Source organism: Bradyrhizobium sp. Crot121, assembly GCF_059512385.1.
In genome coordinates this window covers 1-24,549 of sequence record NZ_JCAMOR010000038.1, presented here as the reverse complement: position 1 = coordinate 24,549, position 24,549 = coordinate 1, and the positions used below count along the sequence as shown (strand labels likewise).

The 24,549-nt window shown below is 60.8% G+C and carries 18 protein-coding genes and 4 pseudogenes; 13 read left to right on the top strand and 9 right to left on the bottom strand.

Annotated elements, in window-relative coordinates:
* Positions 1 to 6: 6 nt before the first annotated feature.
* Positions 7 to 735 carry a nitroreductase gene (locus AC5ZGW_RS27805; protein WP_130225149.1) on the bottom strand — a complete coding sequence of 243 codons (729 nt, stop codon included), beginning with the start codon at positions 733 to 735 and terminating at the stop codon, positions 7 to 9.
* A pseudogene (locus AC5ZGW_RS27800) lies at positions 711 to 1,938 on the bottom strand (ABC transporter substrate-binding protein). Before AC5ZGW_RS27800 ends, AC5ZGW_RS27805 begins: the two are co-directional and overlap by 25 nt.
* 235 nt (positions 1,939 to 2,173) lie before the next feature.
* Here AC5ZGW_RS27800 and AC5ZGW_RS27795 point away from each other — a divergent pair.
* Positions 2,174 to 3,154 (top strand): LysR family transcriptional regulator, encoded by a 981-nt coding sequence (locus tag AC5ZGW_RS27795; protein WP_130225148.1) that lies wholly within the window; start codon positions 2,174 to 2,176, stop codon positions 3,152 to 3,154.
* A gap of 33 nt (positions 3,155 to 3,187) precedes the next feature.
* On the opposite strand, the gene AC5ZGW_RS27790 is transcribed toward AC5ZGW_RS27795, so the two are convergent.
* A complete protein-coding gene (locus tag AC5ZGW_RS27790; RefSeq protein ID WP_130225147.1) occupies positions 3,188 to 4,372 on the bottom strand; it encodes an ABC transporter substrate-binding protein in 1,185 nt (394 codons plus the stop codon).
* Positions 4,373 to 4,596: 224 nt separating this feature from the next.
* On the opposite strand from AC5ZGW_RS27790, the gene AC5ZGW_RS27785 reads away from it, so the two are divergent.
* Positions 4,597 to 5,190: a MarR family winged helix-turn-helix transcriptional regulator gene (locus AC5ZGW_RS27785; RefSeq protein WP_130225146.1), complete on the top strand. Its 594-nt coding sequence runs from the start codon at positions 4,597 to 4,599 to the stop codon at positions 5,188 to 5,190.
* Between the two features lie 209 nt (positions 5,191 to 5,399).
* Here the strand turns inward: AC5ZGW_RS27785 and AC5ZGW_RS27780 are convergent, their stop codons facing one another.
* The 3 genes from AC5ZGW_RS27780 to AC5ZGW_RS27770 form a co-directional block, all read right to left on the bottom strand.
* Positions 5,400 to 6,638 (bottom strand): NAD(P)/FAD-dependent oxidoreductase, encoded by a 1,239-nt coding sequence (locus tag AC5ZGW_RS27780; RefSeq protein ID WP_130225145.1) that lies wholly within the window; start codon positions 6,636 to 6,638, stop codon positions 5,400 to 5,402.
* Positions 6,635 to 6,991 carry a Rieske (2Fe-2S) protein gene (locus AC5ZGW_RS27775; RefSeq protein ID WP_165435145.1) on the bottom strand — a complete coding sequence of 119 codons (357 nt, stop codon included), beginning with the start codon at positions 6,989 to 6,991 and terminating at the stop codon, positions 6,635 to 6,637. Before AC5ZGW_RS27775 ends, AC5ZGW_RS27780 begins: the two co-directional genes overlap by 4 nt.
* 69 nt (positions 6,992 to 7,060) lie before the next feature.
* Positions 7,061 to 8,284 carry a Rieske 2Fe-2S domain-containing protein gene (locus tag AC5ZGW_RS27770; protein WP_130225143.1) on the bottom strand — a complete coding sequence of 408 codons (1,224 nt, stop codon included), beginning with the start codon at positions 8,282 to 8,284 and terminating at the stop codon, positions 7,061 to 7,063.
* Between the two features lie 89 nt (positions 8,285 to 8,373).
* On the opposite strand from AC5ZGW_RS27770, the gene AC5ZGW_RS27765 reads away from it, so the two are divergent.
* From AC5ZGW_RS27765 to AC5ZGW_RS27735, 7 genes and pseudogenes are all read left to right on the top strand, one after another.
* Entirely contained in the window at positions 8,374 to 9,261 is an 888-nt protein-coding gene (locus tag AC5ZGW_RS27765) for an SDR family NAD(P)-dependent oxidoreductase (RefSeq protein WP_207230991.1), read from the top strand.
* A 37-nt stretch (positions 9,262 to 9,298) separates the two neighbouring features.
* Positions 9,299 to 9,793, top strand: coding sequence for a cupin domain-containing protein (locus AC5ZGW_RS27760; protein ID WP_463327789.1), 495 nt, complete (start codon positions 9,299 to 9,301; stop codon positions 9,791 to 9,793).
* 299 nt (positions 9,794 to 10,092) lie between these two features.
* A complete protein-coding gene (locus AC5ZGW_RS27755) occupies positions 10,093 to 11,559 on the top strand; it encodes a catalase (RefSeq protein WP_130225142.1) in 1,467 nt (488 codons plus the stop codon).
* 84 nt (positions 11,560 to 11,643) lie between these two features.
* Positions 11,644 to 12,284 (top strand): annotated as a pseudogene (locus AC5ZGW_RS27750) (HD domain-containing protein).
* 575 nt (positions 12,285 to 12,859) lie between these two features.
* The gene (locus AC5ZGW_RS27745; RefSeq protein WP_130225141.1) at positions 12,860 to 15,742 is read left to right on the top strand and encodes an ATP-binding protein; all 2,883 of its coding nucleotides are present in this window, start codon (positions 12,860 to 12,862) and stop codon (positions 15,740 to 15,742) included.
* 184 nt (positions 15,743 to 15,926) lie between these two features.
* Positions 15,927 to 16,394: a nuclear transport factor 2 family protein gene (locus AC5ZGW_RS27740; RefSeq protein WP_130225140.1), complete on the top strand. Its 468-nt coding sequence runs from the start codon at positions 15,927 to 15,929 to the stop codon at positions 16,392 to 16,394.
* 34 nt (positions 16,395 to 16,428) lie between these two features.
* Positions 16,429 to 17,508, top strand: coding sequence for a LysR family transcriptional regulator (locus AC5ZGW_RS27735; RefSeq protein WP_130225139.1), 1,080 nt, complete (start codon positions 16,429 to 16,431; stop codon positions 17,506 to 17,508).
* An 89-nt stretch (positions 17,509 to 17,597) separates the two neighbouring features.
* On the opposite strand, the pseudogene AC5ZGW_RS27730 reads toward AC5ZGW_RS27735, so the two are convergent.
* Positions 17,598 to 17,800 (bottom strand): annotated as a pseudogene (locus tag AC5ZGW_RS27730) (hypothetical protein); the annotation flags it as partial.
* A 319-nt stretch (positions 17,801 to 18,119) separates the two neighbouring features.
* Here AC5ZGW_RS27730 and AC5ZGW_RS27725 point away from each other — a divergent pair.
* From AC5ZGW_RS27725 to AC5ZGW_RS27715, 3 genes and pseudogenes are all read left to right on the top strand, one after another.
* A pseudogene (locus AC5ZGW_RS27725) lies at positions 18,120 to 19,058 on the top strand (IS630 family transposase).
* 507 nt (positions 19,059 to 19,565) lie between these two features.
* A complete protein-coding gene (locus AC5ZGW_RS27720; protein ID WP_018321049.1) occupies positions 19,566 to 19,775 on the top strand; it encodes a cold-shock protein in 210 nt (69 codons plus the stop codon).
* A gap of 227 nt (positions 19,776 to 20,002) precedes the next feature.
* Positions 20,003 to 20,242, top strand: a complete 240-nt coding sequence (locus tag AC5ZGW_RS27715; protein ID WP_027558111.1) for a hypothetical protein — start codon at positions 20,003 to 20,005, stop codon at positions 20,240 to 20,242.
* A 1,110-nt stretch (positions 20,243 to 21,352) separates the two neighbouring features.
* Here AC5ZGW_RS27715 and AC5ZGW_RS27710 read toward each other — a convergent pair.
* Positions 21,353 to 21,598 (bottom strand): hypothetical protein, encoded by a 246-nt coding sequence (locus tag AC5ZGW_RS27710; protein ID WP_130225134.1) that lies wholly within the window; start codon positions 21,596 to 21,598, stop codon positions 21,353 to 21,355.
* 453 nt (positions 21,599 to 22,051) lie between these two features.
* On the opposite strand from AC5ZGW_RS27710, the gene AC5ZGW_RS27705 reads away from it, so the two are divergent.
* Complete coding sequence (locus AC5ZGW_RS27705) at positions 22,052 to 22,294, top strand: hypothetical protein (RefSeq protein ID WP_130225133.1); 243 nt, start codon at positions 22,052 to 22,054, stop codon at positions 22,292 to 22,294.
* A 575-nt stretch (positions 22,295 to 22,869) separates the two neighbouring features.
* Here the strand turns inward: AC5ZGW_RS27705 and AC5ZGW_RS27700 are convergent.
* Entirely contained in the window at positions 22,870 to 23,934 is a 1,065-nt protein-coding gene (locus AC5ZGW_RS27700) for an MBL fold metallo-hydrolase (RefSeq protein ID WP_245474642.1), read from the bottom strand.
* Positions 23,935 to 24,549: the final 615 nt, after the last annotated feature.

Genomic DNA, 24,549 nt, shown 5'->3' with positions numbered 1-24,549 from the left:
TGATTTCTAGGCTTCGAATCCCGCGAACGAGGCAAACTCGTCAACGTCCGCCCGCGGCATCAATCTTTTCCCCACCTCGACCTTGGCGCGGCCGATCGAGATGCCGCACACCACGATCTGCTCGGCGGGGATCGACAGCAGCGGGCGCAGGATCCGGTGATATCTAGAGAACGTCTCCTGTGGGCAGGACTGAAGCCCACGCCCCGCCGCAGCCAGCAGCACGTTCTGAATGAACATCCCGAGATCGAGCCAGCTTCCGACTTCCAGCCGGCGGTCGATAGTGACGATCAATCCCACCGGGGCGCCGAAGAATGCATAGTTCTTCGCGGTTTGCCTGCTGCGGGCTTCGACGTCGCCTTGAGCGATTCCGAGCGAGCCGTAGAACAGCCGTCCGAACTGCTGCCGGCGATTCAGGTATGGCGCGGGCAAATCGCTGGCGTAGTACTTGTACTCGGACACGTGATCGTCGCGGCACGTCTCGTGCGCCTCCAGCAGCGCCGCCGATACGCGGTCCTTGGCCGCGCCGGCGAGCACGTAGACGTACCACGGCTGGATAGTCGCTCCGCTCGGCGCGAACCGCGCGATGCGGAGGATCTGCTCGATGGTCCGTCGCTGGATCGGATCATCGGAGAATTCACGGCACGCGAAGCGGCCGGCGATGATCTCGTCGATCCGATTCTGCGCGACGCTGCTCGCCGCGTCGTCGCCGATCACGGCTTCTTCGAGAGCGGACATCCTCCTTCCTCCATCGGTTTGAAGGCTTCTTCCCCAGGAATTGTCGCGCGCAGCTTGTAGTAATCGAACCTGTACTTGGACTCCTCCGGAGACTTGACACGGAACAGATACATATCGCGCACCAGCCGACCGTACCTCCCGGATGCGGCCGTTCTTCGTCATGAAATCATTCACGGGCATTTCACGCAACTTGGCGGCGACGGTCGGACCATCCAGCGTACCCGCCGCTTCAACCGCCTTGAGGTAGTGCATGACCGCACCATAGGTGCCGGCATGGATCATGGTGGGAACCTTTTGGGTCTTCTCGATGAAGCGCTTCGACCATGCGCGGGTCCCGTCGTTGAGGTCCCAATAGAACGCCGAACTGAGCATCAGGCCTTGGGCGCTCTGCAGTCCGAGGCTGTGAATGTCGGCAATAAAGACGATCAGGCCGGCAAGCTTCTGCCGGCGCGTAACTCCGAATTCGCCAGCCTGTTTCACCGCGTTGATGAAATCGCCGCCGGCATCGGCGAGCGCGATCACGTCCGCCTTCGAGGATTGCGCCTGCAGCAGGAACGAGGAGAAATCCGGTGTATTGATCGGATGCTTCACGGCGCCGACGACCTTGCCACCGGTGGCGTCGATGACCTTGCGGCTGTCGGCCTCGAGCTGCGAGCCGAGGGAGTAGTCGGCTGAAAGGAAAAACCAGGTTTTTGCGCCGAGACGTGAGATTGCCTTGGTCGTTCCCCGCGACAGCGCGTAGGTGTCATATGTCCAATGGATTCCGGTCAATGAGCATTCGTCGCCGGTAAGGCGAGAGGTGGCGGCGCCGGTGGCGAGGAAGAGCTTCTTCCTGTCTCGCGTGATGCCCTGCACTGCGAGAGCGACGGCGGAATTCGGCACGTCGAGGATAGCCTCGACACTTTCATTCTCCAGCCATCGCCTGGCTATCACGGAGCCGACGTCAGCCTTGTTCTGGTGATCTCCCGCAATAATCTGGACGGCGCGTCCGAGCACCTTTCCTTTGAAGTCGTGCACCGCCATCTGCGCCGCGATGACCGAGCCCTGGCCACCATTGTCCGCGTAGAGCGAAGACATATCGGTCAGGACCCCGAGCTTGACGGGGCCGCCTTCCGCAATCGCTGACGTCGCCACCGTTGCGAGCGTCAGCGCCAATTCGAATGATTTGCGCCAGTCACCTCGGGACCTCACCCAGGATTTCATCGTGCGTCTCCTCCCAACCCGGCAGAGGCAATCATGACCAAACGGCCGTGGTACGGAAGTGAAACTCTCGCAGAGTAATCCTGAACCGTCTTCAGATCGCAGCGGCCGATAGCGACACAGCGCGTTCTTCGGCATCCATTCGGTTGCGTCCGCGGCGCGCGTGGCCTTAATTGGACCCGGGCGGCAGCAGCTTATCGGGGCGCCGATCCGCCAGTGACCGGAGGAGATCCCTATCGTGTCTGTTTCGTTCAAGACATTGGATTTGAACCTGCTCAAGGTCTTTGATGCCGTCATGGAGGAGCGCAGCGTGCTGCGAGCCAGCCAGAAGGTCGCCCTGAGCCAGTCCGCCGTGAGCCACTCGCTCGCGCGGCTCCGCGAGATGCTGGAGGACGAGCTGTTCGTGCGCACGGCAACAGGCATGCAGCCAACGGCACGCGCGCTGACGATGGCGCCGCTGGTTCGCGAAGCCCTGCGGTCCCTCGAGGCCGCGGTCGAACTGCCGACCTTCGTTCCGGCGGTCGCGACCAAGCAGTTCACGCTGGCCGCCAACGACTTCACCACGATGGCGCTGGCGTCTCCGCTCTTGAAGATACTTGGCCGCGAGGCCCCCGCGATCGACCTGATGATCAAGCCGGTGACGCGGATCGACCTTGCCGAGCAGATCGACCTTGGCCGCATCGACGTCGCCATCGGTGTCTTCTCGGTCCCCCCGAGCCGCTTCCGCTCAGCCCTGCTGTTCGAATATGACGATGCGCTGATCGTTGGCGGAAGACGCGAACTCGGCCGGCTGGACAAGGAGAAGCTGTCACGCCTGCCGCTGGTCGTCGTCTCCTTTGGCGGCGAGCAGGAGGGAGCGATCGGCGGTTTCATCTCCGAACGGGGTCTCGCCAGACGTTCGGAAATGTACGACCGCGCCGCGCTCGAGCGGGCGCTCGCCGAAAGCGACCGGCCACCGCGAATCGCGGTCTCCTTGCCGCATTTTCTTGCCCTGCCTGCCCTGCTGGCGGATTCCGACCTAGCTGCCATCGTCCCGCGTCCGTTGGCGAGAGTGCTCGAGCAAACCCATGCAATCACGACCTGCGAATTGCCTTACACGACGACACCCGTCGAGGTTCGGATGCTGTGGCATGAGCGTGTCGAGGGCGAGCCGTCCCACGAATGGCTTCACGATGTCCTCCGGCGCGCGACCGAGGCGCTCAGGCGCGGCGCGAGCTGATGGCATGCCGCGCCGGCGACCGATCGCGCCCACCTATCTGGCTGCCATGGTGCCGGAAAGCGGGACCCAGCGCTCGCCGTCGAATCGTTGTGGGCGGAGCGATTTGATCAGGCGATAGTCGTCCGGGCTCGTGTTGACGGTGATGCCCGGAATCAGGCCCGGAAGAGCTACGTTCTTCAGCGACGTGGCATGCTTCATGATGTTCTGCGGCGTAAGATCATCGCCACACGCTTCGATCACCTTGGTCATCAGAACGGCGACGTTCCATCCGGTGAAGTTGAGCTGATCCTGAATGTCTCCTTCGGGGTAGTATTTCTTCATGAAGGCCAGCCACTCCAGATAGGCGGGGTCGTTGGCCCATTCGGGATCGCCCACGGTCTTGGTCGGCGTGGCCGAAATCGCACCTTTTGCGTTTTCGAGCCCTGCCGGCTTGAGGATCGTCGCCACGAAGTTGCTTCCGATCGGCAGGAACTGCTGGGCGCGCCATCCCAGTTCAACCGCCTTGCGGATCGCCTGCGAGGTGAATTTGCCGGTCGACGCATTCAGGAAGACATTGGCATTGCTGCTGGCCAGCGACACGACCTGGGAATCAACGGTCGGCGCCGTGACCTCATAAGGCGCGGTAGCGACGATCTCCGCCTGCGGATCGAGCCGCGCCAGTTCGGTCTTGAAACTACGGAGATATTCGCGCCCGTAGTCATCATTCTGGTAGAGCACCGCAACGTGTGCTCGCGGAATGGCCTCGGAAACCAGTCGCGCGTAAATCGCCGCCTCGGTGCTGAACAGGGTCATTCCCGAGATGGTGTATGGGCTGGTCTTCGGGTCGGCAAAACGGTCGCTGGCGGCGAAGACAAAGAGCTGAGGCACTTTCCGGCCGTTCAGATATTTCTGGACCGCCGCGTTCTGCGCGGTCCCCATGCTGCCGAAGATCGCAACGGCCTCATCATTCTCCACGAGCCTGCGCGTCTGCTCCACGGCCTTTGGCGGGCTATAGCCATCGTCGAGCGAGATCAGCTTGATCTTGCGGCCATTGATCCCGCCGCGCTCGTTGATCATTTGGAAATAGCGGGTCTGGACCTTTCCGACCGCGCTCAGCGCCGATGCCGGACCGCTATAGGGCATCGTCTGCCCGAGGATCAGTTCGCCCTGAGCCGCCTTGGCTGCGCCTAACGTAGCCAGTGATACCGCGAGAAAGAGTATTGCGCCAAGTCCCCGCATGCGAACCTCCCCATGTGTATCATATTTCCTACTCGGAATATTCTTCCTAGGAAGATATTTGTCAACATCGGAGCAAGGCGTCGCATCGCCGCCGCATCGCGCCCGGATGCGGGCCTTGGACGAATACCAGGAACTTGCGCCGCGACACCCGAATTCGAGAGTGCTAGATTGCACCAAACATGGTGCCGGCGCCGCTGGCGCAGGACTAGCGAGGGTAGAAAGGAATGACGAAAAAGAGCGTGTCGCGCGGTGCAGAGCCAATCACCAGACAAACGCCAAAGCCGGATAGCACCCTCTACGATGACATCGAAGCCGCCTGGCTTGAGCAGCGCCCCGATCTCGACCTGACGGCCGCATTAACACTGTTGCGGCTGGAGCGCGTCAACCAGCTTCACGAGAAGCGGCTGCAGGACATATCAAAAGCCGTTGGCCTGCAGACCGGCGAGCTTTACGTCCTGCTGGCGCTCAGACGCTCGGGAAAACCGTATGAATTGCGCCCAACGGACCTGTTCCGCGCCCTGCTTGTCACCTCCGGCGCCATGAGCAAGCGGGTAGCGCGGCTGCAGGAAGGAGGGTTCATCCTGCGCGTCTCGGCGAACGATGATGGCCGCTCCGAGCTGGTCCGCCTGACCGCGAAGGGCCTTGCGACCGCCGACCGCGGTATAACCGAGATCGCGCGAGTCGTGGAGACCGTGACCGCGGCGAGCGGGCTGACCAAGACGGAGATCGCGATGCTCGACCGCTGCCTGCGGAAGCTTCTTGCGGTGAAGACCGTAAAGCCGACGAAGAAGATGGGCCGGCTCGCCACGACGGGCTAAAGCGTGATGAGATCAGGTTGAATTGCATCCCCAATGGATACTGCCCCTTCTCCCGCTTGCGAGGGCTGGGCTGGGGGTGACTTCGCCATTCACGCTGTCCAACCGTGTGGAGAGAGCCCCCGCCGGCGCTATGCGCCGACCTTCCCCGCGGGAGAGGTGACGTGAACCAGCGCGTAATCCAACCAAATAGCAATGCTCGAGACGCGAGATCAGGCGACCGTTTTTTCGGCCGCCTTCAGCAGCCATTTGAGATCGAACGAGCTGTCTGCCGCCTGCTCCGGCGCCGGCGAAATTCCCGCGGCAATGAGGCGCCGCGCCACCATCTGGTCGCCGGGTCTGTCGATGCTGTCAGCCGCGACCAATCTCCCCTGCCTGAAATGGAAGACAGAGAACCTGCCCTCCTCGACCGAGCCACGGGTTGCGATCTGGTCGCTGCGTCCGGAGAGCCCGACGATCTGCAGTTTGAGATCATACTGATCCGACCAGAACCGCGGGACGCTGTCGTACCGCTCATGGCTTTCCGCGATGGCGAGCCCCGCCGCCCTGCCCTGGTCCTGGGCGTGCTGGACCGATTCCAGCCTGATCCACCCTTCCGCGAACCGGTTGCAATGGTTTGCGCAGTCACCGGCAGCGTAAATGCCGGGAACCTCCGTGCTGCCGTGTTCATTCACGACGATTCCATTGCAGCATTTCAGTCCGGCGGCACTGGCGAGTTCATCGTTCGCGATTCCGCCAATGCCTACGACGACGAGATCCGTACGCAGGCGGGTGCCGCTGCCGAGAACGACTTCGGCGATCCTCCCGGCACCCCCGGTCATCGCGACGACGGTCTCGCCAAGCCTCACATCGACGCCCGCCTGCGCGTGCGCATCGAGCAGGAAGCGCGAGACAATCGGCGAGACGGCGCGTTCAAGCAGCCGGGAGGCGGCCTCAATCACCGTGGCCTTCTTGCCGAGCTTTGCCGCCGAGGAAGCGACCTCAAGTCCAATGAACCCACCGCCGACGATGACGATCTCGCTCGCCTGCCCTAGTCGCGCCTTGAGATCGCTGGCGTCGGCGACCGATCGAAGATAGCAAACCCCGTCGAGTCTGGCGCCGGGCACCAATATCCGCCGCGCCCGCGATCCGGTTGCGATCACAAGCCTGTCGAAGCCCAGTCGGGCGCCATCCGCCAACGCGACATGTTTCGCTTGCCGGTCAATCTCCACTGCCCGTCGGCCCGGAACCAGGTCGATCCGCTTGGCCTTGAAGAACGCATCGTCCCGCAGGATCAGGTTGTGCTCGCTGATTTCGTTGAGCAGAAAATCCTTCGATAGCGGCGGCCGTTGATACGGCAGCGATTTCTCGTCGCCGACGACGGTCACCGGTTCGGCATAGCCGGCATCACGGGCACTGAGTGCCGCCTGAACACCGGCATAGGATGCTCCGATGACAACAAGCCCGCTCACGATTTGACGTCCACCACGCTGTCGCGGACATCCTCATTCGCGGCCTCGCCGTCGAGATGCACAAAGACTTCGCCATCGCGGATCTCGACCTTGAATGCCCTGATATCCTTGTAGGCGCCTGAGCGGCACCTGCCGTCGCGTACGTCGAACATCGCACCATGCAGCGGGCATTCGACGACATGCCCTTCGAGAAAGCCGGTCGAAAGCAGAGCAAACGCATGCGAGCAGACATCGTCCGTTGCGAAGATCTCGTCATCAATCTTGTAGAGGGCGACACGCTGGTCGCTGAGCTTGAAGCCCAATGGCTCCCCTTCGGGCAGTTTCGAGGCGGCGCATACATGTTTCCAGGTCATGGCCATGACGTCTCCTGAGCCGGGGAATGGACGCGGACAAGACATCCGCGTCCGACGCGTCCGATCTAATCAGCGGGGAATCTGTCGCCAGTCATCGGCGGCGGAAGTCAGCCGGCCGCCGACCGCGCGGATGTCCTTGTAGGACATGCTGTCGCTCTGGGCGCTCCTGGGCGGCTTGCCGTTCATGAAGCCGCGCACTTCCTCGAGCAATTGGCGACGGACCCTGACGATCGCCTGGTCCGCCGAGCAGAGATATTCCTGCGAACGGTCGACGATCGGCCCCATGCTGACCATCACCACAAAATCCTCGATGACGATCTCGTGGAAACCGGTGCTGTTGCCGGCATCCATGATCTGACGATTTTGCCCCCAATTATTGGCTTGATTGCCCGGAAGGCCGCCGGCCATCGGCCACTGATTGGCGCGTTGCACCTTGCGCCAGGAGTCCACCGGCTTCTCGGGATTATAGTAGATGTACCACTGGATCAGGTTTTCATCGTCGATCGGCACTGCGATGATCGCGGTACGATCCTGCTGCGGTCCGGAATAGATCGGCGCGATCAATCCGTAATAGGGCATCACGAACTCCGTGACGCGGGCGAGGCATGACCCATCGGGGGCGGATCGAAGCGCCGCGGCACGAAAGCCGTACGGCTTCTTCTCGAACGCGTAGCTGACTTCGGTATTGACCCGCGTCGCCGCAAAATCCGTTGCCGAGCTCGCGGTCCAGCTCTGATGCAGCAGCGCGACATGCGAGGAATCGATGGTCGCTTCGACACCCTGCAGCCAGTTCGCGTTGAGCTCGATGCCGGCCGCGTAGACCTGATCCGGTGGCAAATCCATCCATTCGAAGTCCGGCACGGGGGGCGCCGCTCCTTCGCCGAGCCAGACCCAGATCAGCCCGGCTCCTTCCCGGGTCGGATAGGATTTTACCTTGACTGTCTTTGCGAATTCCTTGGGGTTATTGGGCTCATTGGGAACATCGAGCACCTCCCCGCCGGCACTGATCTTCCAGCCGTGGAACAGACAGGTCAGCGAGCAATCACCGACACGCGCGAGCGCAAGTGAAGCACCCCTGTGCGGGCAGGCCTCGTCGAGGAAGCCCACGGTCCCGTCCTTGCCTCGGAACGCCACGAAGTTGCGGCCGAACAGCTTGACGCGCACCGGCGCCTCGCCCCTGCGCACCCGCACCGAGAGGACCGCCGGCAGCCAATAATGCTGACGCAGCATTCGCCCCATCGGCGCGTCACCTGTGACGCGGCACAGCAATTCATTCTCTTCCCTCGTGACCATAGCGAGACATCCCTGGTTGACCTTTGATTATCTCTGCCTATTATCTTCCCCGGAAGATTATTGTCAATGCATCTTCCTGGGAAGAAAAAATGCGGGATGATATGTCCGAGGGACGCCTGAGGGATTGTGTTGCGCTGGTGACGGGTGGAAGCCGCGGCGTCGGCAAGGGAGTGGCCATCGGACTGGCCGAGGCGGGCGCAACGGTGATCGTCACCGCGCGCACGCGCAGCAGCGGCGGCTCGGAATGGCCAGGCTCTCTCGACGAGACTCTTTCGGCAATCGACGAGGCCGGTGGCAAGGGCCTCGGCCTCCTCTGCGATCATTCCGATGACGGCTCGGTGAAGGACGTCTTCGATCTGATCCGCCGTGACTACGATCGGCTCGACGTCCTCGTGAATAACGTGTTTGCGGCGCCGAACGTCATGCCGGTCAACGTTCCCTTCTGGCAAGTTCCAACCTCGCTGTGGGACACCCTGCATCGCGTCGGCCTGCGCTCACACTTTGTCTGCAGCCAGTTCGCGGTACCGCTGATGCTGCCGCAGAAAAGGGGCCTGATCGTCAATACGTCATCCGGCGGCGGGGTCCGGTACACATTCAACGTCCCTTTCGGCGTACAGAAGTCGGGAGTCGACCGGATGGCCCGAGACATGGCGCATGAGCTCAAGCCCTTCGGCATTTCCGCCGTCTCGATCTGGCCCGGATACATCAAGAGCGAGAAGCTCGCGGCCCAACCCGATCGTGTCCCGGCGGCACTTGCCAAGCTCATCGCCGAGAGAGGCGAAACACCGGTCTTCGTCGGGCGCGCGATTGCTGCGTTGGCCGCTGATCCCGATGTGATCGCCAAGACCGGGCAGATCCTGCTCGCCTCCGAACTGGCGACTGAATACGGCTTCACCGATGTCGACGGGAAAATCCCGCCTCCGCCGAGCCGCGATCCCGCGCCACTTTCGGTATTCAAGCCGATCGCAGCAACTTGAGATCAAGCAGGAGAGGCCAATGAGCGTTGCACCGGAAATGATGACGCCGCTCGTGGAGCGGGACTGGCGCCGGTTGTCGCTGGCGATCCTTGCGGGTTTCGCCTGCGCGGCGGCGATCGCAAGAACGTTGCCGGTGGCAATGACCGCGATATCAGGCATTCCGGCGCCGCTATGCGCCGACAGCAGCTCGGCCGGCTCCTCGCTCAACAAGGTCGAGGTGATCAGTTCACACGCCTTGCCGAATGTACCCGGCAAGCGTCTGACCGTGGTCCGCGTCACTTACGGGCCGGGCGGCTTTACTCCGCCGCACCGCCATGGTGGCTCGGTGACGGCCTATATCACAAGGGGCGAAGTCCGCTCGCAGCTCAAGGGCGGCCCGCTGGAGACATTCGAGGTCGGACAATCGTTCTTTGAGCCACCGGGCGCGACCCACCTCGTCTCCGCCAACGCAAGCAACACCGAGTCGGCCGAACTGATCGCCGTCTTCGTCGCTGACGAGGGTGCGGAATTGACGACTCTCCTCGATCGATAGCGGCATGACCGCAACCAGAAAAACCGCGTGTTGCCTGGTCGCCCTGGAGGAACGGCCGCTCGTGAGGCCGCCCGCCTCGCACGTAGTCGAGATAGAAACTTTAGCTCCCAGTCAGCAGTCGATCGCGGTGAAACGCGGGTGCCGATGCGATCGTGGGAACTTGAAAAGTTGCGTCTAGTAAACTGCACCGGAAATCCGATAACCGTTACTGAAGTGCCGGGTGACCGGTTCGTATCATTGAACTCGGGCATTGCATGGAGTTGCTTTTGGAAAGTGCCCTGACAAGTAGGAAGCAAACGATGAGCGATTCTCGTCCTCCGATGACACACGCGACCGGCGCGCCGGTGGCGGACAATCTCAACATCATGACCGCAGGCCCGCGCGGGCCGGCGCTGCTGCAGGACATCTGGCTGATCGAGAAGATGGCGCACTTCGATCGCGAGGTGATCCCGGAGCGGCGGATGCACGCGAAGGGCTGGGGAGCCTACGGCACGTTCACGGTCACACACGACATCAGCCGGTACACCAAAGCCAAGATCTTTTCGCAGATTGGCAAGCAGACGCCTATGTTTGCGCGCTTCTCGACGGTCGCCGGCGAGCGCGGCGCCGCCGATGCGGAGCGCGACATTCGCGGCTTCGCTCTCAAGTTCTACACTGAGGAAGGAAATTGGGACATCGTCGGCAACAATACGCCGGTCTTCTTCTTCCGCGATCCGCTGCGCTTCTCAGATCTGAACCACGCGATCAAGCGCGACCCGCGCACCGGACTTCGCTCGGCCGATAACAATTGGGATTTTTGGTCGCTGCTTCCCGAAGCGTTGCACCAAGTGACGATCGTGATGTCCGACCGCGGAATCCCGAAGAGCTTCCGCCATATGCACGGCTTTGGCAGCCACACCTTCTCGATGATCAATGCGGCCAACGAGCGAGTCTGGGTCAAATTCCACTTCCGCACCCGGCAAGGCATCGAAAACCTCACCGATCAAGATGCGGCTGCGCTGGTCGCAAACGATCGCGAGACGCACGGACGCGATCTGCTCGACGCCATCGAACGGGGCGACTTCCCGCGTTGGACGCTATTCATTCAGGTGATGACGGACGCGCAGGCCAAGGCCCACAGTCACAATCCCTTCGATCTCACGAAGGTCTGGCCGAAGGCAGACTATCCGCTGATCGAGGTCGGGGTGATGGAGCTCAACCGCTGTCCGGACAACTATTTTGCCGAGGTCGAGCAGGCGTCGTTCTCGCCGGCCCACATTGTTCCCGGCGTCGGTTTCTCGCCCGACAAGATGCTGCAGGCACGCCTGTTTTCGTACGGCGACGCGGCGCGTTATCGGCTGGGAGTCAATCACCACCTCATTCCGGTCAACGCGCCGAAGTGCCCGTTCCACAGCTACCATCGTGATGGCCCAATGCGCACGGACGGCAATCTCGGCGGCACGCCGAGCTACTGGCCGAACAGCAAGGGTGCATGGATCGATCGCGATCCGCAGCTTGCCGAGCCGCCGCTCGAGTGGACGGGCGCAGCGGCGCACTGGGACCACCGCGTCGATGACGACCACTATGAGCAGCCCGGCATACTCTTCCGCAAGATGACGCCGGCGCAGCAGCAAGTTCTGTTCGAGAACACCGCCCGCGCGATGGGGGATGCGCGTCTCGAGGTGAAGCAGCGTCACATCGCCAACTGCGCGAAAGCCGACCCGGCCTATGGTGCAGGCGTGGCGAGGGCGCTGGGACTTACGCCTGCACAGGCCGCCGCAGAATAATCGGCGGCTCCCAATCACCACAGCCGCACGCCCCGTCGCGATTCACGCCGCTCCGGAGGTTTCCGTAACGATGGAGACACTTCCATGTCCGAGATGATTGCCGGCATTCGAGTGCCGGACAGCGCTATCGCCCACGCCGCCACCCAGCTCGTCCGCGATACCGAGGATGACCCGCTTTACAACCACAGCCGCCGCGTCTTCTTTTGGGGGGCGCTCACCGGCGAGCGCCGCGGCCTGAAGTACGACCCGGAGCTTCTGTATCTTGGCGCCATGTTTCACGACATGGGGCTGACCGAACGCTATTCGAGTCCCGATCTGCGCTTCGAGGTTGACGGGGCCAACGCGGCCCGCGATTTCATGAAGAGCTACGGCGTCGCGGAGCGCGATGTTGAGGACGTGTGGACCGCGATCGCGGTCCACACCACGCCGGCATCCCCGAACATATGCGTCCAACGATTGCGCTGGTGACTGCAGGCGTGGAGATGGATGTGCTTGGCATCGCCTATCACGACTTCAGCCATGAGCAACGCGACCATGTCTGCGCCCACCATCCGCGCGAGGCAAACTTCAAGGAAAACATCATTGACCACTTTGCCAACGGCATCATCAAGAAGCCGCTGTCGACCTTTGGCAATGTGAAGGCCGACGTGCTGGCACTGAAGGACATGAATTATGTCCGCCAGAATTTCTGCTCGATCATCCTTGGCTCCGCTTGGCCTAGCTGACACGGCAACGCCGGGGTAGAGCTCGCTTTCGCGGCGGAACCGGCCGAAGGTCGTGGACTTCAGCGGGACTGCCTTGTCGCAACCATCTCTGTCAGAGATCGTGCAGCGCTGAACCCTCACATTTGGCGTCGGTCCGTGGGCTTCCGGTACCTGTCGCGAATGCGCATTCCGGAAAATACCACTGCGTGCTGGTTAGACTGCGACGTCCATGCAACACCACGCGCGCGGCTGTAAGTCAGCTCTGCTAACCACGTTAACTCATAGTGAGCGCCCGGGATTTCATATTCCGACTTGTTGATAATAACCTCGCCAAGGCCAAGGAGCAGCCTCGCGATCTCCTAAACGTACCCATTGATCTCAAACCAGCGAGGCGGTTCCTGAGCTTCACGCCGGTTGTCCAGCCTGGCGGCCCTTGGGGCCTTGATTTACACCATCGTATACTTGTCCTCACGGAAGGTTAGAGCGTGTTAATAGTCTGGTTCGTTCCATCGGTAGATGCCGGCAAGTGCATGTGAGCAACTGCTGCAGCGAACGCAGCACTGTAGATCCGCGAGCATATCGACCGGTGGGGCTGGGTGAAGGTTGAGGACGCTTCCTTGCAGCAACGCGCTTACGAGGGTGAGTCATTTCACTTTGGACCGTTTCGTCTGGCGGTCTCTGAAAGGCTGCTGATGAACGGAGACGTGCAGGTGCCGCTGGGCAGCCGCGCGCTCGATGTCCTGATTGCTTTGGTGGAACGGCCAGGCGAGGTCGTCAGCCATGGGGACCTGATCAAAAGGGTTTGGTCCGGCGTGATCGTCGAAGAAGCCAGCCTTCGGGTTTCTGTTGCGGGGATCCGCAAAGCGCTCGGCGATGGTCGCGACGGTGCGCGTTACATTACCAACGTTCCCGGACGAGGTTATTGCTTTGTGGCGCCGGTCCAACGCTTGGTGCAAGGTGGCCAGTCCGCGGCTACACCTGTCGGGCGGGGCAAGGTGCAGACCCTGCCTGCGCGTTTGCTGCGAATGGTTGGCCGCGACGAGACAGTCGAAGCGTTGCGCCTGGAGGTAATGTCGCGGCGGTTCGTCAGCATCGTCGGGCCCGGCGGGGTCGGCAAGACGACCGTGGCTGTCGCCGTTGCGCATGGGCTGACGGACGAGTTCCGCGAAGCAGTCTGCTTCGTGGACCTCAGCGCGCTGCAGGAGGGCGCGCTCGTGGTTCCGGCAGTCGCTTCAGTCATGGGATGCCTGGAGCATACGCAGGACTCACTATCGCGGCTACTCGCATTCCTCACCGACAAGCGTCTTCTGCTGGTTCTCGATAGCTGCGAGCATGTGATTAAGGCCGTCGCTGTCCTGGCGGAGGGGCTTTTCCGTGAAGCGCCGCTTGTCCACATTATCGCGACCAGCCGCGAATCCCTCCGCGTTGAGGGCGAGAACGTCCACCCGCTTCGCTCTCTCGACAGTCCAAGAGGCGCGGCGTCGATGACAGCGGCCGAGGCACTGGCCTCTCCTGCTGTACAGCTCTTCATGGAACGGGCCGCTGCCGGCGGATATCGGGACGAGCTTACCGACGAGGACGCGTCCCTTGTCGCCGACATTTGTCGCCAGCTTGACGGGATGCCGCTCGCGATCGAGCTGACGGCCAGCAGGGCGAGCACTTACGGCATCGGTGGACTGGCAGAGCTGATCGGTGACCGCTTGATGCTGCTTTGGCAGGGGCGGCGCAGCGTGCCGCGACACCAGACGCTGCAGGCCATGCTCGACTGGAGCTACGAGCTCCTGTCGGAGCGCGAGAAAGCAGTCTTATCCGCGCTATCTGTGTTTGTCGGTGCGTTCACAATGAAGATGGCGCAAGCCGTCGTAGCAGACGCGGACCGCGATGAGCTGCAGCTTGTAAACGCCATCGCAAACCTGGTCGACAAGTCGTTGATCTCGGTCTCGCTGACGGGAGGCGCGAGCCCCTACCGGCTGCTTGATACGACGCGGGCCTATGCCGCGGTCAAATTGAAGGAGCAGGGGGCGGCGAACGCAACGGCAAGACGGCACGCGCTCTACCACGCAGAACGCCTCGCGGGACTCCGGACCGGCGTCTTGAGGGATCGCGATCTAACGCCCTACTCACGGCACATAGGCGACATCAGAGCGGCACTCGAGTGGAGTTTTTCGCCGTCCGGCGACAGGTCGGTCGGGGTAGCGCTGGGCGCAGGCGCAGTGCCCCTCTTCCTTGGAATGTCGATGCTGCGCGAGTGCCGCTGGTGGAGCCTGCAAACGCTGCGTGCGCTGTCAGAGGAAGATCGCGGGACAAAGCTCGAATTGGGACTGCAATTGTCCTTGGCGACATCATCGATCCACGCTCACAGTGACAGCGTAGAGGTAGGAGCGGCACTGGAACGGGGACTGAGCCTTGCCGATTCCCTGGGCGATGCCGACTACCAGTTGGAATTTCTGGCCGGTCTCAATCTTTATCGCGCTCGGCTCGCGGATTCTCGCGGCTCGTTGGCTGCAGCGCAACGCTACGCTGCCATAGCCAGGGAATTGGGCCGGCCGCGGGAGGTCGTGATGGCCGAGTGGATGCTTGGCGCGAGCTATCATCTGGTGGGAGAGCAGGCGGCTGCCCAGCAGAGCTATAAAAAAGGCTTCGAGGACGCAGCGGCTGCCAGCGTGAGCGTGCTGCATTCCTTCGGATACGATCATCAAGTGCGAGCGTTCGTGGGTTACGCGCGGACATTGTGGGACTGCGGCCTTCCGGATCAGGCGGCTCAGTTCGCATATAGAGCGATCGAGGTCGCCGAAAGGAAAGAGCATCCTGTCTCGCTTTGCATCTGCCTCGTCTTTGTCGCGCCGGTGTTTCTGTGGCGGGGCGATCGGCAGATTGCGGAAGAACTCGTAGAACGACTCATTACCTACGCTGGCAGGTACTCGCTCGCCATGTACAGGGCCGGCGGCCTCGGCTTGCGAGGAGCGCTTATGCTGGAGAGAGGGGATACAGAGCTTGGCATCAAGACGCTGCGCGAAGCGTTGTCCACTTTGCGAACCGAACAGCGAAACATCCTCTTGCCATCCAATTCGCGCGCCTTGGCCGAAGGTCTGGCCCGCACCGGAAACTCGGCAGAAGCGACCAGCATCATTGATGCGGCCGTAACCAACGCAATGCGCGGCTCCGGAGCCTTTGAACTACCGGATTTACTGCGGACTCGTGCGGCGGTGCTGCTCGCGGCGTCACCGGCGAACTGGCCGGCCGCCGAGACCTCGCTCAAGGACTCGCTTGACTGCGCCAGGCAACAGCACGCTCTTGGGTGGGAGTTGCGTTCAGCGACGGACTTGGCCCGCTTGTGGATGGAGCACGGGCGCGTGGACGAGGCACGGGCGCTGCTCGGCGACGTGTACGGACAATTCACGGAAGGATTCGAAACTGCCGACCTGAAAGAGGCAGAACGTCAGCTTCGCGTTCTCGGAGTCCGGACGTCTCGTCCTTGAGGTATTTCGTTCTCGCGGGCAGCGAGCCACGCCAGGGTTGTCAGGTCCGAGACGCAGAATCCGGCGGATGCTGCATCGCAGCATCGGCGCCAGCGTGAGGCTTTACACTCTGTTACATCAATAAACTCGCCGCCAGTCCGCTGTTGCTCCACTCTGTGTTCCCGTGAGCCGCGGAGCAATGGCCATGTCACCACGCTTTCCCCTGCCACCCTTCACTTGGGACACCGCTGCGGAGAAAGTCCGAGCTATCGAGGACTGCTGGAATAGCCGCGAGCCCGCCCGGGTGGCACTGGCCTACACCATCGATAGCTTCTGGCGAAATCACCTCGAGTTTTTCTCCGGACGCGCCGCCATCGAAGCGTTTTTGGCGCGCAAATGGGCAGATCAGTTGGAGTACCGGCTGATCAATGAAGTCTGGGCATTTACCGACAATCGGATCGCGGCGCGCTTTGCCTATGAATATTGCGACAGGGGAGGACGTTGGTTCAGGGCCTATGGAAACGAGAATTGGGAGCTCGATCCGGATGGGCTGATACGACGGCGTCTCGCCAGCATCAACGAATATCCGATCGCTAAGACCGACCGGATGTTCCTGTGGCAGCTGGGACGCAGGCCCGATGACCACCCTGAGCTTAGCGATTTCGACTTTTGAGACGCTTGACGCAATCCATCCGAGTGATTCTGCGATGACGACACAGTTCAACCGGCTTGATCTGAACCTCTTGCGCGTCTTCCACGCCATCATGGAGGAACGAAGCGTGTTGCGCGCGGCCCAGAGGATTTGCCTTAGTCAGTCGGCCGTCAGCCACGCTCTCGCGCGGCTGCGGGAGATGCTGGACGACGAATTGTTCGTCCGCACGGCAAGCGGAATGCAGCCGACTGCGCGTGCGCTTGTCATGGCTCCATTGATCCGCCAGGCATGGAAATCGCTGGAAGCGGCGATCGGTCTGCCCAGATTCGAGCCCGCCAAATCGGCCACGCGGTTCACAATCGCAGTGAACGACTTTGTGACCGCGGTTATGGCACCTGATCTCCTCCGCCTGTTGAGACAAGAGGCGCCGTTTGTCGATCTCGTGATCCGTCCGGACGCTCGGATCGATTTGACCGAGCAGATCGATCGCGGACAGATCGACGCCGCAATCGGAACCTTCTCGGACGTTCCAGCGCGGTTCCAGTCGAGCTCGCTGTTCGCGTATGACGATGTTCTCATCGCCCATTCTTCGCGGAAGCTTGGCAGACTGTCGCTCGAATCGCTGTCCCGCCTGTCACTCGCGGCGGTGTCGCTGCATGGCGAGCACGAAGGGCTCGTGAACGGCTTTGTGTCCGAACGTGGATTGACTCGCCGATCGGACATGTACGATCGAGCGGCGCTCGAACAGGCCTTCACCGGATCGCAGCAGGCCCCGCGTATGGCGATTTCACTGTCACACTTTCTTGCGCTGCCTGCTCTGCTCGAGGATTCCGAGCTCGCCGCGATCGTACCGCGACCACTCGCGAGCTCATTGGCCAGCATCCACCCCTTGTCGACATACGAGCTGCCCTACAAGACGGGCTTGATGGACGTTGGCGTTCTCTGGCATGAGCGCAATACGAACGATGCGCCGCAGCAGTGGCTGCGAGAGATGCTGAGGCGTGCAACCGGATCGCTGCGCGCAAGTCCTGTTCGTTTCCCATCAACCCTCATATGTTCGTCGCCTTCAGCGGCCTCCATAGCGCGCTTTGCTACACTGGTATCGTCGCCCGCCAACGAAGCATTGGAGATATGAAATCCTGACGGAACTACTTTCCCGCCGGGCGGCCGACCTCATTTCGGCCGGTATGGGTCGGAGGGTTTAGGGGCCATCACTTAGATTGCCTAGGCTGTTCGATAGCTCCAGTCGTCATTGTATAAGGATGCGCGCTGGACCAGCTTCTCCGTGCTCAACGTCGCTTCGATCTCGGCAACGTCCAAGCCAGCCGATCGGCCCATGCCTTCTGTCCGGCCTGATCAGTGATCAGATCCTGGCGGATCTCGATTCCAGTGTTCATCAGCCCGCGCCTGTTGCCATGAACGGGATCGTGTAGTCCGTCTGCATCCTCGATCGGACCGTCGGGCTCAAGGCTCACGGTGGCTCGGAATGGCTTATCGGGCTCACTACCGTTAATCGGCGTGGGATCCCGACGCCGATCGGCACGATAAATCTTTGATCGAGCGGTCATGCTTCGGCGCCGATTTGGAGGCTGCGAACGCCTGTCTCGTCGCGAGGGAGCCGTGCACTCAAGACCCGACGGGATCAGGCGACCCTAAAGCGGGATGGGGTTAGGTTGAATCGATTTGGGATTCCCAAATCAGTGTGTTTCTGATTCACCATGCTGGCTGGATAGGAGGCCAGCATGGATGGGCAAGCCTTATTCTCTGGATCTGCGTAAGCGTGTCGTGGCCGCGATCGAGGGCGGGATGTCGCGCAATCGGGCGGCCAAGCAGTTCGGGGTGGCGATCAGCACGGCCGTCGGCTGGATGCAGCGGGTCGAGGAGACCGGTAGCGTTGAGCCCGGCCAGATGGGCGGTCACAAGCCGAAGGCGGTTCGGGAGACCACGCAGTCTGGCTGTCGCAGCGGATCAGGGACGGCGATTTCACCATACGCGGTCTCGTTGCCGAACTTGCCGACCGCGGCCTGAAGGTCGACTACCACTCGGTGTGGGACTTTGTGCATGCCGAGAAGTTCAGCTTCAAAAAAAAGCGTAGCGGCTGGCGAACGCGATCGACCCGAGGTCGCGCGGCGGCGAGCCCAGTGGACAAAATATCAAGGTCGCGTCGAAGCTGAGCGGCTGGTCTTCATCGACGAGACCTGGACCAGGACTGATATGGCGCCCCTGCGGGGATGGGCGCCGCGCGGGCGCAGACTTCACGCCAAAGTTCCACATGGCCGCTGGAAGACCATGACCTTCCTGGCGGCCCTGCGCCATAACCGGATCGATGCGCCATGGTTCATCGAGGGGCCGATCGATGGCGTGAGCTTTCGCACCTATGTCGAGAAGGTTCTTCTGCCCGTCCTTCGACCCGGCGATATCGTCGTCCTGGATAACCTCGGCAGCCATAGGAGCAAAGCAGTTCGCCAGCTCATCCGTTCGGTCGGTGCCAAACTGTTCTTCCTGCCAAAATACTCACCCGACCTGAACCCGATCGAACAGGTCTTTGCCAAGCTCAAGCACCTGCTCCGCAAAGCTGCCGCGCGAACCGTCGACGCGGTTTGCGCCGCAATCGGCCATGCACTCGATGCCTTCACCTCCGAGGAATGCGCCAACTACCTCAAAAATTCAGGCTATCGAACTTAATGCCATCGCGCTTTAGTTCGACTTCGTCCGGCGGCAGGTCCGCCCAAACAATCGGAACGGACGCGAAGTGGCAGATTGATCAAAGCCATTCTACAGCAGCCTGATGTAGTAGCGGCAGCACCGCGCATACTTGCGTTAGACTGGCCGGTGCTGGCCGCAACGCCTGCGGTACCGAACGGCCGTAAGGAGTTCGCTGACCCGACATGTGGAACTGCCATGCTCCCGATCCGGCTTCGACCACTCAAGCCTCGCCGGCGCTAGTCGCAGGGTTGACGTGATCATCCGATGATCAGTGCACTACCACGCTGACGCACCGCTGGCTTTCTTCTTGAAGTCTGTCAACTGCTAGTGTATTGTCTCACGCATCGATACTGGCCGAACAACTGTTCCGCTTTCGCCTCAGATCCTGACGGCGCGCACGTTTCAGACATTCTCCATCATCGACTCACCGGACGGCTGGCGGCAACTCTGCGCGCCAGGTCCTGCGCGCATAAGAAGGAAAACCTGATGAACACCGGTACAGTGAAGTGGTTTAATACCCAAAAGGGCTTCGGCTTTATCCAGCCATCAAACGGCACCAACGACGTCTTTGTTCACATCAGCGCGGTCGAACGCGCCGGTATGGGAACTCTGACGGAAGGTCAGACGCTGTCTTACGATGTCGTCGCAGACCGTCGTACTGGCAAGTCCGCTGCCGAAAATCTTCGTGCTGCTTAGTTAAGAGCACGACAGACCTATCGCTCTAGCCACGGATGTACTGGCAGAGCTTGTGGTCCTGCCCCGCTCCCGAGTTATCGGGGCGGGGTTTTTCATTCAAGCAGGTAAAAAGATCAAAAAGCGGGCGCGACTGCGGCTTCCTGTTGCGCCTGTGTCCGGTGGGCTACGTCAACATGTTCACCAGCCGCATCGGGAACGTGATTCCTCAGTGCCAAGCAGGAGAGTCAATGAGCATCGTTAAACGTCATCTGGCCGAGCAAGAAGAACGCATGGTCCTGATCGAGGAGATTTGTATCGATACAGGAGCGCTTGTCTTGGACACTGCCACAGACGAAGTTTACTTCTCCGCGGACGAAGCGGCTTACAAGAACGCATACGTCACGGTGTTTCAAGCTTGGGCGAAGGGCACGATCAAGGGCACAGCGGAACAGATATTCGAGGCTACAAAATCCATTCTTGAAGACTAGCGAGACCGCCGATAGACCCGCAAACGTCGAGAAAGCAAATATGTCATACGCTTATAAGCTAAATGAAGAGGTTCGGCACCACGCTCAAGATCCCCAAGGACGCGCCGCAACTGAAGCGCCAAAGATCTACACGATCGTACAGTGCATGCCGATCGAGACCGATGGACGAGTAAGATACCGCATCAAGTGCAGGTCCGAGAACATTGAGCGCGTGGTTACGGAAGATCAGCTTTCGTATTTTCACTGATCTCCGTATCTTTGCCGCAAGCGTTCATCAGACAGTGCCCGGAGGCAGCAGGGAGGAAAAATGTCAGACCGGCGGGAGCTCTATCGGAGCCCAAACGGGGACGCGTGGTTCATCGCACGCGAGCCCACAAACGGTTACGCTTTCATCATCCACCAGCCCAATGCGCCCTCTGGTGGCCGGCTATCTCACGTCGAGCTGGGCGAGTTCTTGCGTGACGGGAAGCGACCCGAACAGCAAGCATTGTTGCGATTGATCGGAACGCTGGTCGAGGTCCCGCCGTTTGCGTAGGATCATTACACTCATCGATCATGGCCAACTCGCCTCATAACGCTGATGGCCCACTTCAAGGCTGCTGCCAACTTGAACGCGAGTCTAACACTTCTTTGTAGGTCGACACGTTGGGCTACCGGCCGCGGGGATCTTCGACGGGCCACAAGCGTTCAGCACCCTGCTTTGCCGCGAGAGAGTCTCGGCCGCCCGCGAGAATGGCGCTTCGGTTGAGGGAGCTGGAATAGTACAAGCGAGTCCAGACCTTCAGCCACGCCAGAAGCACCTGACGCACGCCTGAAGGATTCATCGAGTCACTTCGCGTAACCCTGTGATCGGAGCCAAGCGATCCGACGCTCTCCATTCATCCAATCATCAATATCGGCTTTGCTCGTGAAGCCCGTAATCTCTCGCGCTTCTGCGCCCGGGTACTCGGCGATGATTGCCCAGTCGCCCTCGGATTTACGAACTGGTTTGAAGCTCACTTTTATTTTTGCCATGCCGAACTATGTAGGAAGGCGGCCAAAAAGGGAACCCCGTTGTGCCATGTTCGGCCTAGAGTAAGTACCAGACGCCGCCGGCCTACCGAGGATGCCTTACTCTGGAGCGATCCTGTAGACATCGCCGGGTTTGAGGTTGAGTTCCTCGAACATCCTCTGCTGCTTTTCAGTCAGGACCGCTGGCACAACTTCCGCAGTCCAGCCTTCGGGAACGGCAGCAAGGACTAGCGTCAATGCCTGATTAGGCTTGGCTAAGGCGAGCCACATCTGCTTCGTTGACTGCGGAGCGTCGTCCGAGGTGACCTCAACGATAGTGAATGAAGTGCCGAACGACTCTGCCATCAATGGCTAATCCGCGGAATTGCTAGGAGTTGCAATAACTAGCTGGGTCGCGGAAGGCGGACGGGGCCAGCAATCAATCTATAGGTGGGCACCCAAGCGGTGTTCCACGATTCTATGGTCGCGCCGCAAACCGAGCACTCGAAGCTGGCGATCTGCCGACCCAGGGCCATCGCCTCGGTTCGGGTATAGACCGCTCCACACTGGCAGGATCGGTAATGAGAATCGGGCATCCCCGTTTATGCGCTCAAAAGGCGAAACGGGCCACTGCGAAAATTGAACTAGGCCGCTGAGGATGGAAGCAGGATAGCCGGTGAAGCCGGGAGATACAGGCCCCCGAGAGCTAAGCCTGGCACCGCTGTGCGGGCGCCGCCTTGCCCCAGCTCTGCATATATAGTTACTCTCCACTAGTTACTCTCCACGCGAAGCTCAATTCGATACTGGCAGAAACTTCACATGCCAACGACGACACGCGAGTACATTAATTTCTGGGTCGAGAACAGCGTTCACGCTGCGGAGCAATATGGGATGCCGGGCGCTTCGCAAAGCGTGGACGTATTGGTTGACCGCCTCGCTGAGGGGGCCAAGACTCAAAACATCCCGCGAGAGGCCCTTGAGAAGGCGGTCGGTGATCTAAAGCAGTACATTGAGGGAAAACTCGCGACTGCTAACCGGATTGAGCAGGATCGCCGCAAGTGACCTCGAGTTGCGCAGAGCCGACGAAGTCGCGTCTATCTAGCTCCGATCAGGAAAGGCACTGTGAGAACGGCCATGGCAATGCGAGAGGAAATAAAGCGAGTGATACATGCTGCGACACCCGGTATGTCGCAGCAGCTCTACTCAACACTGCTGGTGTTAGGCGAGCTCCTTAGCAACGCACTCGACAGAATCGATGAACTCGAGAAGAAGGCCGGCGGACAAACGGTAGACAAGCGCTGATCGCCGCCCGATCTCATTGCTCAAGCTTTTTCCGGCTACCTAGAACGGCGTGAGGTTAGCCACAGGCGAGGTCCGCAATGGGTCACGCACGGAAGAACTCAGGTTGAGCATATCGAGTCCGCTTTACCCCCAAAGAGCAGACATCTAGACTAGCGGACATGCCGGGTCGGCCGCTGGGGCCAAATCCGGACATTGTTAGCACGACGCCCAAAGTCATCGACATCGCACTACTCGTTCGGCATGGCGATACGATTCAGACCCTCCAGCATCCGCTGGTGCCAGCAATTGCACCCGTTCGCGGCCGTGAGCGCCGGGATTGCGTGTGTCCTTCTTGCTCAGGCAGCGAAGATGAAGCGTGTGCCCGTGTAGGAGCGCAGGAGCTTGTTCGGCATCTCGGCCTTTGCCATTTCGTAGAACGGCTCACCCGTGCAGTGCAGCGGAATGACGTAATCGATGTCGATACCCTTCAGCGCTGTGATCGTGTCGCGCACATAGTCCTCCTTGTAGGGCGCGAGGTGGAAGCCGCCGATCACCGCATGAACCTTGCTGATACCCGACGCCGCTTGGGCTTGTTTGATTGCGTTGATTACCCCGCGATGGCTGCAAGACGTCAACACGATCAACCCGCGGCCTTTTAGATTGAATGCGGTGGCGATCTCGTGCCGGAATTGGTCCGGGACGACAGCCTTCATCCGTTCGTCCTCCGGAAGCTTGTCGGCATAGCATCCAATGCCGCGATCCACGCCGATCTTCATGGCGCTGGGGGACAGCAGCTTCTCAAAGCTCGTTTGGCCGATGTGCCCCGTGGTGAAGCCGTGATCGGCGACCAGTGCCGGCCCTTCGGCATAGGTCACCGCGACATTGGCACCTTCCAGTGCCTTGCGATCCAAGGCTCCAAAGTCGCCGCGCACCGGCGGAGCAGTCCATTCGCGGGAGCAGAATGCCTCCTCGCCGCCGATGTAGATCGGTAGCTTGGCTTTGAGCTTGCCGTTGTTTTGTTTAAGGAAGCCGGCGAGACCGCCAAAGTGATCGTAGTGACCGTGGCTCAAGACCAGCGCATCAAGCGCGGCCGGATCGATGCCTACGAGATTGGCGTTGTTGACCAGCGCGTCCGGTGTGAAGCCGAAATCGACCAGCACATGTCGTGTTTCGGCGCCGCGCCGCGACTCGACGTGCATCGACAGTCCGAACTCACTGATCAACGTTTTACCCGGCGGCTTGCCACTGCCGATGCCCCAGCCGAAGTGTTCAATCTCAACATCGGAAACCTTCCGGCTCGGCGCGACAGCGAATTGGTAGCTGTCGACGACCACGCGCACTGCCACACGATCGATCTCCGGAACCTTACCGGCGACCGTTTCTGCGCGTACCGGCTTCCCGCTGCCGATCAGCGTCGCCACGAGGGCGCTGAACAAGGCAGCACTGCCGCCGCATACCACATCGCGTCGATGAATTGCGTTGCATTGGCAAATTAACATGATCAAATCCTCCGTTTACGTGGCCTCTGCTGCCGCAAGGCATCACGCGGAAACGCACTCCGGGGCGGAGGCGTTGGGGTGCCGAACACACCGGCGTCTGGCAGCCCGCACACCGAGGATTAGACGCATCCTATCCCGCACGGGACAGCGTCGCGAGTCACATTGGTCCGGTTCGGGTCAAAGGCGGCCCCCGCTTCGCTCAAATTGGACCCAAGTACGTCTCCAATCGTCTCAAAGCGGACGCGGGATTGGAAGGGCTCCGGGCTGAAAATGACCAGCCTCACTAGCTGAGGAGGTCAACCATGACCGATATCCCAAGCACCATCCCTGCCGTTTCGTGAGAAGGTGCGCCAGGTGTTGGCCGACACGCGGCCTGATATCGATGATTCCGAGGTCGAAACGCATTTCGCACAACGCCGTGCCGCTGCGCTTCGAAAGGCACCGGAGCAGGAACGGTGAAACTAGAGCGTGATGAAGTTAGGTTCGTGCATATCCTGAGTTTGCCAAGTAGCTTGCGCATTCTTTGGGCGTGAAGAG

What these genes read in the sequence shown, in the direction of transcription:
- AC5ZGW_RS27805 (WP_130225149.1), bottom strand. Translation starts at nt 735, where the DNA reads ATGTCCGCTCTCGAAGAAGCCGTGATCGGCGACGACGCGGCGAGCAGC.
- AC5ZGW_RS27790 (WP_130225147.1), bottom strand. Translation starts at nt 4,372, where the DNA reads ATGCGGGGACTTGGCGCAATACTCTTTCTCGCGGTATCACTGGCTACG.
- AC5ZGW_RS27785 (WP_130225146.1), top strand. Translation starts at nt 4,597, where the DNA reads ATGACGAAAAAGAGCGTGTCGCGCGGTGCAGAGCCAATCACCAGACAA.
- AC5ZGW_RS27775 (WP_165435145.1), bottom strand. Translation starts at nt 6,991, where the DNA reads ATGACCTGGAAACATGTATGCGCCGCCTCGAAACTGCCCGAAGGGGAG.
- AC5ZGW_RS27770 (WP_130225143.1), bottom strand. Translation starts at nt 8,284, where the DNA reads ATGGTCACGAGGGAAGAGAATGAATTGCTGTGCCGCGTCACAGGTGAC.
- AC5ZGW_RS27765 (WP_207230991.1), top strand. Translation starts at nt 8,374, where the DNA reads ATGCGGGATGATATGTCCGAGGGACGCCTGAGGGATTGTGTTGCGCTG.
- AC5ZGW_RS27760 (WP_463327789.1), top strand. Translation starts at nt 9,299, where the DNA reads ATGATGACGCCGCTCGTGGAGCGGGACTGGCGCCGGTTGTCGCTGGCG.
- AC5ZGW_RS27755 (WP_130225142.1), top strand. Translation starts at nt 10,093, where the DNA reads ATGAGCGATTCTCGTCCTCCGATGACACACGCGACCGGCGCGCCGGTG.
- AC5ZGW_RS27740 (WP_130225140.1), top strand. Translation starts at nt 15,927, where the DNA reads ATGTCACCACGCTTTCCCCTGCCACCCTTCACTTGGGACACCGCTGCG.
- AC5ZGW_RS27735 (WP_130225139.1), top strand. Translation starts at nt 16,429, where the DNA reads ATGACGACACAGTTCAACCGGCTTGATCTGAACCTCTTGCGCGTCTTC.
- AC5ZGW_RS27720 (WP_018321049.1), top strand. Translation starts at nt 19,566, where the DNA reads ATGAACACCGGTACAGTGAAGTGGTTTAATACCCAAAAGGGCTTCGGC.
- AC5ZGW_RS27715 (WP_027558111.1), top strand. Translation starts at nt 20,003, where the DNA reads ATGAGCATCGTTAAACGTCATCTGGCCGAGCAAGAAGAACGCATGGTC.
- AC5ZGW_RS27710 (WP_130225134.1), bottom strand. Translation starts at nt 21,598, where the DNA reads ATGGCAGAGTCGTTCGGCACTTCATTCACTATCGTTGAGGTCACCTCG.
- AC5ZGW_RS27705 (WP_130225133.1), top strand. Translation starts at nt 22,052, where the DNA reads ATGCCAACGACGACACGCGAGTACATTAATTTCTGGGTCGAGAACAGC.